At 68.9% G+C, this 12,718-nt stretch carries 14 protein-coding genes and 1 tRNA gene; 12 read left to right on the top strand and 3 right to left on the bottom strand.

The window, feature by feature from the left end; all coding sequences use genetic code 11:
• Positions 1-60 precede the first annotated feature (60 nt).
• Entirely contained in the window at positions 61-591 is a 531-nt protein-coding gene (locus P8627_RS02685) for an SH3 domain-containing protein (RefSeq protein WP_279965971.1), read from the bottom strand.
• A gap of 157 nt (positions 592-748) precedes the next feature.
• Between P8627_RS02685 and P8627_RS02680 the strand changes: the two genes are divergently transcribed.
• The 5 genes from P8627_RS02680 to tuf all read left to right on the top strand — a co-directional run bounded on the left by P8627_RS02680 (position 749) and on the right by tuf (position 7,338).
• Entirely contained in the window at positions 749-3,055 is a 2,307-nt protein-coding gene (locus tag P8627_RS02680; protein WP_279965969.1) for a DNA topoisomerase IV subunit A, read from the top strand.
• 4 nt (positions 3,056-3,059) lie between these two features.
• Complete coding sequence (locus P8627_RS02675) at positions 3,060-4,280, top strand: DUF898 family protein (RefSeq protein ID WP_279965968.1); 1,221 nt, start codon at positions 3,060-3,062, stop codon at positions 4,278-4,280.
• A complete protein-coding gene (locus tag P8627_RS02670) occupies positions 4,277-5,449 on the top strand; it encodes a M48 family metallopeptidase (RefSeq protein WP_279965967.1) in 1,173 nt (390 codons plus the stop codon). Before P8627_RS02675 ends, P8627_RS02670 begins: the two co-directional genes overlap by 4 nt.
• Before the next feature lie 57 nt (positions 5,450-5,506).
• Positions 5,507-6,064 carry a hypothetical protein gene (locus P8627_RS02665; RefSeq protein ID WP_279965966.1) on the top strand — a complete coding sequence of 186 codons (558 nt, stop codon included), beginning with the start codon at positions 5,507-5,509 and terminating at the stop codon, positions 6,062-6,064.
• A gap of 98 nt (positions 6,065-6,162) precedes the next feature.
• Positions 6,163-7,338 carry an elongation factor Tu gene (gene tuf / locus P8627_RS02660; RefSeq protein ID WP_279965948.1) on the top strand — a complete coding sequence of 392 codons (1,176 nt, stop codon included), beginning with the start codon at positions 6,163-6,165 and terminating at the stop codon, positions 7,336-7,338.
• 427 nt (positions 7,339-7,765) lie between these two features.
• Here the strand turns inward: tuf and P8627_RS02655 are convergent, their stop codons facing one another.
• Both P8627_RS02655 and P8627_RS02650 read right to left on the bottom strand, forming a co-directional pair.
• Positions 7,766-8,038, bottom strand: coding sequence for a hypothetical protein (locus P8627_RS02655; RefSeq protein WP_279965965.1), 273 nt, complete (start codon positions 8,036-8,038; stop codon positions 7,766-7,768).
• A gap of 168 nt (positions 8,039-8,206) precedes the next feature.
• The gene (locus P8627_RS02650) at positions 8,207-8,689 is read right to left on the bottom strand and encodes a peptide-methionine (R)-S-oxide reductase (protein ID WP_279965964.1); all 483 of its coding nucleotides are present in this window, start codon (positions 8,687-8,689) and stop codon (positions 8,207-8,209) included.
• A gap of 225 nt (positions 8,690-8,914) precedes the next feature.
• On the opposite strand from P8627_RS02650, the gene P8627_RS02645 reads away from it, so the two are divergent.
• From P8627_RS02645 to rplL, 7 genes are all read left to right on the top strand, one after another.
• Positions 8,915-8,990 (top strand) — tRNA-Trp (locus P8627_RS02645).
• 66 nt (positions 8,991-9,056) lie between these two features.
• Positions 9,057-9,251, top strand: coding sequence for a preprotein translocase subunit SecE (gene secE / locus P8627_RS02640; protein WP_279965963.1), 195 nt, complete (start codon positions 9,057-9,059; stop codon positions 9,249-9,251).
• Between the two features lie 152 nt (positions 9,252-9,403).
• Positions 9,404-9,937, top strand: a complete 534-nt coding sequence (nusG, locus tag P8627_RS02635; protein WP_279965962.1) for a transcription termination/antitermination protein NusG — start codon at positions 9,404-9,406, stop codon at positions 9,935-9,937.
• 110 nt (positions 9,938-10,047) lie between these two features.
• Positions 10,048-10,497 (top strand): 50S ribosomal protein L11, encoded by a 450-nt coding sequence (gene rplK / locus P8627_RS02630; RefSeq protein ID WP_279965961.1) that lies wholly within the window; start codon positions 10,048-10,050, stop codon positions 10,495-10,497.
• Positions 10,497-11,207: a 50S ribosomal protein L1 gene (gene rplA / locus P8627_RS02625; RefSeq protein WP_279965960.1), complete on the top strand. Its 711-nt coding sequence runs from the start codon at positions 10,497-10,499 to the stop codon at positions 11,205-11,207. The genes rplK and rplA overlap by 1 nt, the downstream gene beginning before the upstream one ends.
• A gap of 398 nt (positions 11,208-11,605) precedes the next feature.
• Positions 11,606-12,124, top strand: coding sequence for a 50S ribosomal protein L10 (rplJ, locus tag P8627_RS02620; RefSeq protein WP_279965959.1), 519 nt, complete (start codon positions 11,606-11,608; stop codon positions 12,122-12,124).
• 74 nt (positions 12,125-12,198) lie between these two features.
• Positions 12,199-12,579: a 50S ribosomal protein L7/L12 gene (gene rplL / locus P8627_RS02615; RefSeq protein WP_279965958.1), complete on the top strand. Its 381-nt coding sequence runs from the start codon at positions 12,199-12,201 to the stop codon at positions 12,577-12,579.
• The last annotated feature ends 139 nt before the right edge of the window (positions 12,580-12,718 follow it).

Raw genomic sequence — 12,718 nt, 5'->3', positions numbered from 1 at the left:
CGGGAATGCAAACGGCCGCGGCCCCGCCGCGCCCGATGGGTCGTCTCGGTCAGTTGTGGCTTACGACGGCGACAGGAAGCGCGCCGCCATGTAGCCGGTCAGGCCGGTGCTCACGTCCCGGATCTCCTGCCAGCCATCGACCGGCGCGCCCAGCGGCTCGGTCAGCGTGCCCTCGGCCAGGCTGTCGACGACCGGATTGGCGGTCGACGGCCCGGAGCGCATGTTCACCACCGTCCCCGTCACGACCAGGAAGGGGCCGCCCGCGGGCTGTGTCGTCTCGGCCTCAGCGTCGGGTGCGGGGGCGCCCGGATCGACCAGGCTGACGACCAGCGGCTCGCCGATATCGCGCAGCCGCCCGAAATCGGCGGTGGGCGCAGGTGCCGAGGCGGCGACCACCGCCGGATCGGGCGCCACGAAAGCCCGCGTCACGGCCGGTTCGGCCGCGTCCACCGACAGGATCGTCGGCCGGTCGTAATCCACGGCGGCCGTCTCGATCGGCGCGGCCTCCGTCGACGCCTCAGCCAGGCCGTCGACCGGCCGGCCCCAGATCACGAAACCGGCGTAAAGCGCCACGGCGAGCGTAAAAGTCATTTTCATCATATGGTCGTCCCCCCGGACAAAATTCGTTCATCGTCAAAACGCTGGACCCCCGGCAACGGGTTCCACATCGACCAAGATAACACATCGCGGACCGTCCTCGTAGCGCCCTCGGCTTGTGCGCCCGAGTCCCCTCGAATACATCGTGAACATGAGTGACCCGAACGACACGGACCCGCCCGCGCTGGTCGTCACCGAACGGCTGCGCGACGCGATCGGCGACCGCTATCTGACCTACGCGCTGTCCACGATCATGCACCGCGCGCTGCCCGATGCGCGGGACGGTCTGAAGCCCGTGCACCGGCGCATTCTCTTCGCGATGCGCGAGCTGCGGCTCAGCTCCGCGGGGGGGTTCCGCAAGTCGGCCAAGATCGCGGGCGACGTGATGGGCAATTACCACCCGCATGGCGACGCCGCGATCTACGACGCGATGGCGCGGCTGGCGCAGGATTTCGCGGTCCGCTATCCGCTGGTCGACGGGCAAGGGAACTTCGGCAATATCGACGGCGACAACCCCGCCGCCTCCCGCTACACCGAGGCGCGCATGACCGCGGCGGCCGAGGCGCTGCTCGAGGGGCTCGACGCCGACGCGGTCGATTACCGCGACAATTACGACGGCACCCTGCGCGAGCCGGTGGTCCTGCCCGCGGCCTTCCCGAACCTTCTCGCCAACGGCGCCGCCGGCATCGCGGTCGGCATGGCCACCAACATCCCGCCGCACAATCTCGACGAGCTGATCGACGGCTGCCTGCACCTGATCCGCCACCCGAACGCCACCGACGAGAAGCTGGTCGAGCTGATCCCGGGGCCCGACTTCCCCACCGGCGGCGTCATCGTCGAGCCGCGCGAGAGCATCCTCGACGCCTATCGCACCGGCCGCGGCGCCTTCCGCCTGCGCGCCCGCCACGAGATCGAGGATCTGGGCAAGGGACAGTGGCAGATTGTCGTCACCGAGATCCCGTACCAGCTGCAGAAGGGCAAGCTGATCGAGAAGCTGGCCGAGCTGGTGCTGCAGAAGAAGGTGCCGATCCTCGGCGATATCCGCGACGAGAGCGCCGACGACATCCGCATCGTGCTGGAGCCGAAATCGCGCAATGTCGATCCCGACACGCTGATGGCCACGCTCTACCGCATGTCGGATCTGGAAACGCGCTTCTCGCTCAACATGAACGTGCTGATCGACGGCGTGACGCCGCGCGTCTGCGGCCTGCGCGAGGTGCTCCAGGCCTTCCTCGACCACCGCCGCGAGGTGCTGCTGCGCCGCTCGCGCCACCGGATGGCCAAGATCGACCACCGGCTGGAGGTGCTGGAGGGCTTCATCCTCGCCTATCTCAACCTCGACCGCGTGATCGACATCATCCGCTACGACGACGCCCCGAAGGAGGCGCTGATGTTCGAGGGCTGGGGCGAGGGCTATGTCCGCGCCACCGACGAGGGCGATTACGTCTCGCCCCTGCCCACCGAACGCGCCGCCACGCTGAGCGACGTGCAGGCCGAGGCGATCCTGAACATGCGCCTGCGCGCCCTGCGCCGGCTCGAGGAGATGGCGCTTCTCAAGGAGCGCGACGCCCTGATGGAGGAGCGCGCCGGCCTCGAGGACCTGCTCGACAATGACGAGGTGCAGTGGAAGGCCATCGCGGGCGAGCTGCGCGAGGTCCGCAAGGTCTTCGGCAAGGGCACCGATCTGGGCCGCCGCCGCAGCACCTTCGCCGAAGCGGGCGAGGTGGCCGAGGTCCCGCTCGAGGCGATGATCGAGCGCGAGCCGATCACCGTCGTCTGCTCCCAGATGGGCTGGGTGCGCGCGCTGTCGGGTCACCAGCCGCTCGACAAGGAACTGAAGTTCAAGGATGGCGACGGCCCGGCCTTCATGTTCCACGCCGAGACCACCGACAAGCTGATCGTCTGGGGCAGCGACGGCCGCGCCTTCACGCTGCAGGCCAGCCAGCTTCCCGGCGGCCGCGGCATGGGCGAGCCGCTGCGCCTGATGGTCGATCTGCCCAACGAGACGGCCATCGTCGACATCCTGATCCACAAGCCGGGCCGCAAGCTGCTGCTCGCCTCCTCGGCCGGCGACGGCTTCGTCGTCCCCGAGGAGGAGTTGGTCGCCATGCGCCGCGCGGGCAAGCAGGTGCTGAACCTCCGCGCCGGCACCAATGCGCTCCGTCCGGTCGAGGCGCGGGGCGACCACGTCGCCTGCGTCGGCGACAACCGCAAGATGCTGGTCTTCCCGCTGGCCGAGCTGCCCGAGATGCCGCGCGGCAAGGGCGTGCGGCTGCAGAAGTTCAAGGATGGCGGGCTCTCCGACGTGACCGTGATCGCGCTCGAGGACGGGCTGAAATGGTCCGATCCGGCCGGCCGCATCCGCCACGAGCCGGACCTGACCGAATGGCTGGGCGCGCGCGCCCAGGCGGGGCGGATGGCGCCGCGGGGCTTCCCGCGCGACAACCGCTTCGGCTGAGGCCTTGGCGGCCGCGGGCCTCGACACGCTGGATGCGGATCTCGCGGGCAGCCGCGCGGCGCTCCTCGCGCTGACGCTCAAGACGACATTGCTCAGCGTGGCGACGCTGGGGCTCTACTCCTTCTGGGCGCGCACGCGGGTGCGCCGCTGGCTCTGGTCGGCGCTGCGCGTGGGCGGCACGCCCTTCGAATATCTGGGCAAGCCGCTCGAGAAGCTGATGGGCTTCGTCATCGCCGCCGCGATCGTGGCGACCTATCTGGGGGTCGTGGTGATGCTGCTGGTCTTCGCCGCCATCACCCTGTTCCAGACCCCCGGCCCGGGCATCGCGGCGGCCTTCGCGATGGTGCTGCCGGTCTACTGGTTCGCGCAGTACCGGGGCCTGCGCTACCTGCTCAACCACACCCGCTGGCGCGGCCTGTCCTTCGGGATGGAGCCGTGCGCCTGGGGCTACACCTGGCGCGCGATCCTCTGGACGGCGCTGACGGTGGTCACGCTGGGCGCGGCGCTGCCCTGGCGGACCCACGCGCTCTGGCGCTTCCGCGCCGCGCGCACCCGCTACGGCGACGCCGCCTTCCGGCTCGAGGGCGAGGCCCGGCCGCTCGTCCGCCTCTGGCTGCCGATCTGGGCCACCGGCTGGGCGGTGGCCGCCACCGCCGCGATCTGGGGCGCGCAGGCCTCGGGCGGCTGGCAGGACCCGGAGGCGAATGCCCGGGCGCTCGGCCTCATCACGCTGATCTGCGCGCCGATCCTCGTCCTCCTCTGGGTGCGCTGGCGCGTGCGCGCCTTCGCGATGCTGGCCGGTGCGATGCGCTACGGCGAAGGCGCGGCGCTGTCGGTCGCGCCGCGCGTCGGGCGGGTGATCCGCATCCACCTGCTGGGCTGGATCGTCGTCGGCACGCTGCTCGTCGCGATCCTCCTGGGCCTCGGGATCGCGCTGGGCGTCCTCGCCGTGGGCGGGCTCGAGGCGCTGCCCCGGTCCGGCGATCTTGCGACCGTCTCGCCCTATGTCGTCGCCGTCATCGGCCTGCTGGCCTATCTCACGCTCTTCCTGCTGCGCGGCGCGCTGCGCACGGCCTTCGTGACCTACCCGCTGATCCGCCATGTCGGCGAGACGCTGGTCGTGTCGAACGCGACCGAGGTCGTCTCGACCAAGGCGGGCCGGTCGCGGCACATGGCCGATGCGGACGGCTTCGCCAATCTCTTCGACATGGGGGCCGGGATATGAGCGTCTGGGGCCCCGCCACCCCCACCGGGCAGGCCGCATCGTCCACCGGACAGGATGCGCCCGACGCGCCCCCCGAGGCGGTCTTCGCCGATCTCTTCGACGGCAGCCGCGCGATGCGCCGCCGGGTCGAGCTGCGGGCGGGGCAGGGCGGGCTCGACCTGCTGGAGCCCGACGACACCCGGCACCACTGGCCCGCGGGACAGATCCACCGCGTCCCCGACCAGGCCGGCGGACGCGTGACCGTCTTCGCCCGCGACGGGGCCGACCCGGCCCGGCTGGTGGTGGCCGACGGCCCGGCGCGCCTTCTGGTCGAACGCGTCGCCACCCGGCCCGCCCGTGCCCCCGCGGGTCCTGCCCTCAAGCGCCGCGCCGCGCTGGTCGTCGCCGGCGGCGCGGGTTTCATCGCCGCGCTGGTCTTCGCGGTGTTGCCGCTGCTGGCCGCCGGCCTCGCCCGGGTGATGAGCCCCGAAGCCGAGGCCGCCATGGGCGAGATGCAATACGAACAGACGCGGGTTTTCTTCGGCGGCGAGAGGGGCGCGCTGCGCGAATGCGACGACCCGGCGGGGCTGGCCGCGCTGCAGGCGATGACCGACCGCGTCGCCGCCGGCGTCGATCTGCCCTATCCGCTGCAGGTCGCCGTGCTCGACGACCGGGCCGAGCCGATCCTCAACGCCTATGCCGTGGCCGGCGGGCGGGTGGCCTTCTTCGACGCGATGATCCAGGCCGCCGAGCATCCCGACGAGATCGCCGCCGTGCTGGCGCACGAGCTGGGCCATGTCGTCAACGACGATCCGGTTCGCGGGATGCTGCAGCAGCTCTCGGGCGTCGCCATCCTGTCGCTGCTCCTGGGCGACGTGACCGGGGGCGGCCTGCTCTCGAGCACGGCGACGGGGGCGCTCTCGGCCAGCTATTCCCGCGGCGCCGAGGCCGAGGCCGACGAATTCGCCGCCGCGCAGCTGCGCGCCCAGGGCCTGCCGCCCTCGGCGCTGGGCCGGATGTTCGAGCGGCTCCGCGACCGCTACGGCGACGCGACGGGCATCGTGCGCCATTTCTCGTCCCACCCGCAGCTCGCCGCCCGGATTGCCGCGGCCGAGCGCGCGGGCGACCCGGATGGCGCGCCCGCGCTCGACCCCGCGCAATGGGCTGCCCTGCGCGGGATCTGCCGCTGATCTTGCCCCGCGCGGCCCCGCCCGCTAGCCAGTCCGCGACCGACAGGAGACCCGCCCATGTCCACGCCCCTCAGCCGCCGCCGCTTCGCCATGCTGGGCGCGGCCGCCTGCGCCGGGCTCGCCGGGTGCGAAGCCGCCGACCCGCTGACCGAGGCGCCGCGCGAGATGGGGAATTTCCGGCTGGGCTTCAACATCGTGGTCGCCGAGAACGCCAAGAAGATCCCGCCCTCGCGCAATGCCGAGCCCGCGGAATGGCAGGCGGTGTTGAAATCCGAGATCGACCGCCGCTTCGGCCGCTACGAGGGCGCCAAGGAATTCCACATCGCCCTCAATATCGACGGCTACGCGCTGGCTCCGCCGGGCATCCCCATCGTGCTGACGCCGAAATCCATTCTCGTCGTCTCGGCCAATATCTGGTCGGCCGAACTGGGCCAGAAGATCCTCGGCCCCGAGCAGATCTCGACCTTCGAGGGGGCGGACACGCTGCTTCTGGGCTCGGGCCTGGTGAAGACGGCGGACGAGCAGATGGTCACGCTCGCGCGCAACATGGCGGGCAAGGTGCAGTCCTGGATGCTGCGCAATCCCGAGTGGTTCGACCTGCCCCCGCGCGGCTGACACGGCCGGTCTTGCGTTCGCGGATCGGCCCGGCTAGACGGCCCGCGATGTAATCAGGGGGCCCGTTTTCCGGGCCCCGACAAGCGCAGGGGCCCCTCATGGCGAAGGCAAAATTCGAACGCACGAAGCCGCATGTGAACATCGGCACGATTGGTCACGTGGACCACGGCAAGACGACGCTGACGGCGGCGATCACGAAGTATTTCGGTGATTTCAAGGCCTATGACCAGATCGACGGCGCGCCGGAGGAGAAGGCGCGGGGGATCACTATCTCGACGGCGCATGTCGAGTACGAGACCGAGGCGCGGCATTACGCGCATGTCGACTGCCCGGGCCATGCCGACTACGTCAAGAACATGATCACGGGCGCCGCGCAGATGGACGGCGCGATCCTGGTGGTGAACGCGGCCGACGGCCCGATGCCGCAGACGCGCGAGCACATCCTGCTGGGCCGCCAGGTCGGCATCCCGAAGATGGTCGTGTTCATGAACAAGGTCGACCAGGTCGATGACGAGGAGCTTCTGGAGCTCGTCGAGATGGAGATCCGCGAGCTGCTGTCGAGCTACGACTACCCGGGCGACGACATCCCGATCATCGCGGGTTCCGCGCTCGCGGCGATGGAAGGCCGCGACCCGGAGATCGGCGAGAACAAGATCCGCGAGCTGATGCAGGCGGTGGACGATTACATCGACACGCCCGAGCGCGCGGTGGACCAGCCCTTCCTGATGCCGATCGAGGACGTGTTCTCGATCTCTGGCCGGGGCACGGTTGTGACGGGCCGGGTCGAGCGCGGCGTGATCAACGTGGGCGACGAGATCGAGATCGTGGGCATCCGCGACACGAAGAAGACGACCTGCACGGGCGTCGAGATGTTCCGCAAGCTTCTCGATCGCGGCGAGGCGGGCGACAATATCGGCGCGCTGCTGCGCGGCATCGACCGCGAGGGCGTCGAGCGCGGCCAGGTGCTGTGCAAGCCCGGCTCGGTGAAGCCGCACACGAAGTTCGAGGCCGAGGCCTACATCCTGACCAAGGACGAGGGCGGGCGGCACACGCCGTTCTTCGCGAACTACCGTCCGCAGTTCTACTTCCGCACGACGGACGTGACGGGCACGGTGGAGCTGGCCGAGGGCACGGAGATGGTGATGCCGGGCGACAACGTGTCCTTCGGGGTGGAGCTGATCGCGCCGATCGCGATGGAGCAGGGCCTGCGCTTCGCGATCCGCGAAGGCGGCCGCACCGTCGGCGCCGGCGTCGTCAGCAAGATCATCGAGTAAGCCGCGCGGCCCCGTCCCGGGGCCGACGCGCGAACCCGACAGTGCAGCGGGCCCCCGCGGGGGCCCTTTGTCACGAGAGGGAAAACGAGATGATCTGACGCGCCGAAAAAGCGTCTCGAAGATCATCGAGTGAGCCGCGCGGCCGCGTCCAGCGGCCGACACGCGAACCCGACAGTGCAAAGGGCCCCCGCGGGGGCCCTTTGTCACGTGAGGGGGAGCTTGACGACGGGACTCCGCACGCCAAGCGCACCTCCCGTTACCGACGCACCCGAGCCCCGGCGATGAAAGGGCTGCCCGTCGCCGGCCTTCGATCCATCAGAAATCGCGACCTCCCACAGTCCCGCGATCCCCCAGACCCGCACACGAAAAAGGGCGGCGCAGATGCGCCGCCCCTTGACCCGGCCGGGGCCGGGATCGATCGGTCGGATCAGTTGTTGGCGATGATCGCCTCGATCCGGCCCTTCTTCTCGGGGTTGGCTTCGTCACCTTCGACGACGGCCTTGATCGCGGCGATCTGGCCCAGCGTCAGGTCGTCGAGCGTGTCGGTCGGGATGCCGAGCTGCTCGAAATCGGCCATCAGCGCCGTCTGCAGCATGTTGAAGCCTTCGTTCATCATGCCGGCATGGGCGTCGGCCATGGCGGCGGTGCCGCCGAAGGTCAGGGTGGCGGCGGTGGCGAGAGCGGTAAGCGTGCGGTTCATGGTGTGCTCCTTTCAAAGGGGGCAGTGGTCATTGAGACGGACCCCTTAAGGGCCGCGTCGGGGATAGAACGATGCCCCGCGCCAATTGGTTCCGCCGCGGTTGCGGGGAGCTGCAATTTTCTTTCGTCGGCCCCAAACGGCTTGTCCGCGCGCCTCGTCCCGCGCCAGTCACGCCGCCGCGAAGTTCAGCGCCAGCCCGTTGATGCAATGCACGTTCTGCCCGGCCACATTTAGGTAGTGGCCCAGATGCGATCCGCAGCGGCGGCAATGGATCTCGACCAGCGTGGTCGATCCCTCGGCCATGCCGTATTCGCGCACCGCCCCGTCGATCCCGGTCAGCACCGAATTCGGCTCGGCATGGGTGAAGAAGACCCAACCCTTGTCGAGCGGCACCTTCCAGTTCGCGCCGAAGACCGGCAGCTCGCAGCCCTTGCAGGCGAACATGCCGTCCCGCGTCTCGCTCACCAGCTCCGGCGAGGTGCCGGGCAGCTCGGTCGATCCGCGGCGCAGGATGACGTATTCCTCGTCCGAGAGCATCTCGCGCCACTCCGCCTCGCTGCGGGTGACCTCGTATTCGAATTCGTCGGTCTCGATATTGCGCTGCGCGCGGGCGGCGAGCGGGGCGAGCGCGGCCATCCCGGCCGAGCTCATCAGCGCCCTGCGGGTCAATCTCGCATGTTTCATGGCGTAATCCTCCGGGGTTCAAACCTCGTGTTGCGCGTGCAGTCTGCCACATTTCGCCCGGGCCCGCCGACACATTCGCGTAAAACCCCCGTCAAGGGCGCGTGACCGCGGCGCGCGCCCGCGCCGGACGGCCGGGGCCCCACGACCCCTCTTGCGCGCGCGCACGGCGCGGCTTATTCCGCACCGGCCTGCAGGGGTATAGCTCAGTTGGTAGAGCAACGGATTCCAAATCCGTAGGTCGCGGGTTCGAATCCTGCTGCCCCTGCCAGGCCCGTTGCGCGGCACGCGCGGCGCGCCTATCTGGCGTGCCAACCCGACAGCAGAGGCGCTCGACATGGCCACGAACAACCCGATCCAGTTCATCCAGCAGACGCGCGCCGAGGTCGGCAAGATCACCTGGCCCGGCCGCCGCGAGGTGCTGCTGACCACCGTGATGGTCTTCCTTCTGGCGATCATCGCGGCGACCTTCTTCTTCCTGGTCGACCTGGCGATCCGCACCGGTCTGACGACGCTGCTGCAATCCTTTTGAGCGGCCTTGAAACCCTTTCCGCCCGGCGGTAGAGGGACGCAACTTCGGACCCGGGCGGCGCGCATCGATTCGACATGCGCGCTGCTTGACGTTTCAGGCGACCCGAACCCGGGGCGGTCCGGCCCAGAACGACGAGCGAGGACGACGGACAGATGGCGAAGCGGTGGTATTCGGTGAGCGTGCTGTCCAATTTCGAGAAGCGCGTGGCGGAGCAGATCCGCACCGCGGTCGAGGAGCAGGGCCTGCAGGACCAGATCGAGGAGGTCCTCGTCCCGACCGAGGAGGTCCTCGAGGTGCGCCGCGGCAAGAAGGTCACCTCCGAGCGGCGCTTCATGCCCGGCTACGTGCTGGTGCGCATGGAGATGTCGGACGAGGGCTACCACCTCGTGAACTCGATCAACCGCGTCACCGGCTTCCTGGGGCCGCAGGGCCGTCCGATGCCGATGCGCGACGCCGAGGTGAACCAGATCCTCAACCGCGTCCAGGAAGGCGAGGAAGCCCCGCGCAGCCTGATCACCTTCGAGGTGGGCGAGCGGGTCAACGTCATCGACGGCCCGTTCGAGGGCTTCGACGGCGAGGTCGAGGAAGTCAACGACGGCGACCAGAGCCTCAAGGTCTCGGTCTCCATCTTCGGCCGGCCCACGCCGGTCGAGCTGAAATTCACGCAGGTCGCCAAGGCCGCGTGATCGTCGGACGTGGGAGGGCGCCTGCGGGCAGCCCGAACCACGGCCTCAAAGCGCGTCCCCGGGCGCGAGGGTAAGGCGGGAATGCTCCCGCCGCCGAAAAGGAGAAAGCCATGGCGAAGAAACTCGTCGGCAAGATGAAGCTGCAGATCCCTGCAGGCAAGGCCAACCCCAGCCCGCCGGTCGGCCCGGCGCTGGGTCAGCGCGGCATCAACATCATGGAGTTCTGCAAGGCGTTCAACGCCAAGACGCAGGAAATGGAGCCCGGCGCTCCCTGTCCGACGGTGATCTCGTATTACCAGGACAAGTCCTTCACGATGGACATCAAGACGCCCCCCGCGAGCTACTATCTCAAGAGGGCCGCCGGCCTGAAGCCCGTGGGCAAGCGCAACCGTCCGCGCGGCGCCGAGAAGCCGGGCCGCGAGACCGTCGCGTCGGTGACCGTCAAGCAGGTTCGCGAGATCGCCGAGGCGAAGATGAAGGACCTCTCCGCGAATAACGTGGAAGAGGCGATGAAGATCATCGTGGGGTCGGCGAACTCCATGGGCATCGAGGTGAAGTGATGGCGAAACTCGGTAAGCGTACCCGCTCGGCCCGCGAGGCCTTCGCCGGCAAGGAGAACCTCCCCGTCGAGGAGGCCGTCTCGCTGATCAAGTCGAACGCCAACGCGAAATTCGACGAGACCGTCGAGATCGCGATGAACTTGGGCGTCGACCCGCGCCATGCCGACCAGATGGTCCGCGGCGTGGTCAGCCTGCCCAACGGCACCGGCAAGTCGGTCCGCGTGGCGGTCTTCGCCCGCGGTCCCAAGGCCGACGAGGCCAAGGAAGCCGGGGCCGATATCGTCGGCGCCGAGGACCTGATGGAGCAGGTGCAGTCGGGCAAGATCGACTTCGACCGCTGCATCGCTACCCCCGACATGATGCCGATCGTCGGCCGTCTGGGGAAGGTGCTCGGCCCGCGCAACCTGATGCCGAACCCCAAGGTCGGCACGGTGACGATGGACGTGGCCGAGGCGGTGAAGGCCGCCAAGGGCGGTCAGGTCCAGTTCAAGGCCGAGAAGAACGGCGTGGTCCATGCCGGCGTCGGCAAGGCCTCCTTCGATGCGGGCCAGCTGCGCGAGAACGTGCTGGCCTTCGTGGACGCCGTCTCCAAGGCCAAGCCGGCGGGCGCCAAGGGCTCGTATCTGCAGAAGATCTCGCTCAGCTCGACCATGGGCCCGGGCGTGACGGTCAGCGTCGAAAGCGCCACCGGCAACGCGCCCGGCGCCTGAGGCGGCACCCTCACGAAACGCGACGCGGGCGGGTCCGAAAGGGCCCGCCCGCTTCCGTTCGGGGCCGCCCACCGCGCGAAATCGCTTGCCCGGCGGCCCGCCCGCGCCCTAGGATGCGCCACCGGCCGGGCGCTGCGCGCGATTTCGGCCTTTTCATTCCCGCATGACCGTCCTATGACGCCCCCCGACGACCCGGGCGAAGTCATTCGCACGGGCCGTCGATTCGTCCGAGACGGTGGGCGGCTCCGGCCATAAGCCCTGCCCGAGACGGGAAGAGACATTCCGGCCCCGATTTCCGGGTCCTGGGCTGCATTGACCCGTAAGGACTTCTTGCCGCGCATCCGTCGCGGCGAAAACGAGCCGGAGGGGGTCCGCCCCTCCACACTTGGAGAAGAACTGTGGATAGAGCCCAGAAAGAGAAAGTGGTCGAGGAACTCGGCCAGATCTTCGAAAGCTCTGGCGTCGTGGTGGTCAGCCGCTACGAGGGCATGACAGTCGCCGAGATGCAGGACCTCCGCGCGCGCATGCGCGACGCGGGCGGCTCCGTTCGGGTTGCCAAGAACAAGCTCGCCAAGATCGCCCTCGAAGGGAAGGCCGTCGACTCGATCGGCTCCTACCTTCAGGGCATGACCGTGCTCGCCTATTCCGAGGACCCCGTCGCTGCGGCGAAGGTCATCGATGCGTATGCCAAGGAAAACTCCAAGCTGGAGATCCTGGGCGGCGCGATGGGCGACACGGCGCTGGACGCCGCCGGTGTTCAGGCAGTGGCCAAGATGCCCAGCCGCGAGGAGCTCATCGCTTCCATCGTGGGCTGCATCGGCGCACCTGCTTCGAATATCGCGGGGGCCATTGGCGCGCCTGCTTCCAACATCGCGAGCATCCTGTCGACCATCGAGGAGCGGGCCGAGGCGGCCTGATCCGAAAACATGCTTTCGTCGCGGGGTTGAACACCCGGAACCGGAACACATCTTAACGAACTGGAAATCATCAAATGGCTGATCTCAAAGCTCTCGCCGAACAAATCGTCGGCCTCACCCTCCTGGAAGCCCAGGAACTCAAGACCATCCTCAAGGACGAATACGGCATCGAGCCCGCCGCCGGTGGCGCGGTCATGATGGCCGGTCCCGCGGGCGACGCCGGCGGCGCCGCCGCCGAGGAGCAGACCGAATTCGACGTCATCCTGAAGTCGGCCGGTGCCTCCAAGATCAACGTGATCAAGGAAGTGCGCGGCATCACCGGTCTGGGTCTGAAGGAAGCCAAGGACCTGGTCGAAGCCGGCGGCAAGCCCGTCAAGGAAGGCGTCGACAAGGCCGAGGCCGAGGAAATCAAGGCCAAGCTCGAAGCCGCTGGCGCGGAAGTCGAGCTGAAGTGATCGCGGTCTGACCGCGGCCCCGCGCGCGCCGCGCGCGGGTCGAAGATGCAGGGTGGAGCGGGTTTTCCCGCTCCACCCGCTCCTGTCTCGAAAAGCCCCTTCCGCAGGGCGGGGCTTTTCCGGTCAGGAGGACGGGACG

The sequence above is a fragment of the Jannaschia sp. GRR-S6-38 genome, from assembly GCF_029853695.1.
Taxonomy (GTDB): domain Bacteria; phylum Pseudomonadota; class Alphaproteobacteria; order Rhodobacterales; family Rhodobacteraceae; genus Jannaschia; species Jannaschia ovalis.
This window is presented reverse-complemented; position numbering and strand designations above follow the sequence as displayed.

What these genes read in the sequence shown, in the direction of transcription:
- P8627_RS02685 (WP_279965971.1), bottom strand. Translation starts at nt 591, where the DNA reads ATGACTTTTACGCTCGCCGTGGCGCTTTACGCCGGTTTCGTGATCTGG.
- P8627_RS02680 (WP_279965969.1), top strand. Translation starts at nt 749, where the DNA reads ATGAGTGACCCGAACGACACGGACCCGCCCGCGCTGGTCGTCACCGAA.
- P8627_RS02670 (WP_279965967.1), top strand. Translation starts at nt 4,277, where the DNA reads ATGAGCGTCTGGGGCCCCGCCACCCCCACCGGGCAGGCCGCATCGTCC.
- P8627_RS02665 (WP_279965966.1), top strand. Translation starts at nt 5,507, where the DNA reads ATGTCCACGCCCCTCAGCCGCCGCCGCTTCGCCATGCTGGGCGCGGCC.
- tuf (WP_279965948.1), top strand. Translation starts at nt 6,163, where the DNA reads ATGGCGAAGGCAAAATTCGAACGCACGAAGCCGCATGTGAACATCGGC.
- P8627_RS02655 (WP_279965965.1), bottom strand. Translation starts at nt 8,038, where the DNA reads ATGAACCGCACGCTTACCGCTCTCGCCACCGCCGCCACCCTGACCTTC.
- P8627_RS02650 (WP_279965964.1), bottom strand. Translation starts at nt 8,689, where the DNA reads ATGAGCTCGGCCGGGATGGCCGCGCTCGCCCCGCTCGCCGCCCGCGCG.
- secE (WP_279965963.1), top strand. Translation starts at nt 9,057, where the DNA reads ATGGCCACGAACAACCCGATCCAGTTCATCCAGCAGACGCGCGCCGAG.
- nusG (WP_279965962.1), top strand. Translation starts at nt 9,404, where the DNA reads ATGGCGAAGCGGTGGTATTCGGTGAGCGTGCTGTCCAATTTCGAGAAG.
- rplK (WP_279965961.1), top strand. Translation starts at nt 10,048, where the DNA reads ATGGCGAAGAAACTCGTCGGCAAGATGAAGCTGCAGATCCCTGCAGGC.
- rplA (WP_279965960.1), top strand. Translation starts at nt 10,497, where the DNA reads ATGGCGAAACTCGGTAAGCGTACCCGCTCGGCCCGCGAGGCCTTCGCC.
- rplL (WP_279965958.1), top strand. Translation starts at nt 12,199, where the DNA reads ATGGCTGATCTCAAAGCTCTCGCCGAACAAATCGTCGGCCTCACCCTC.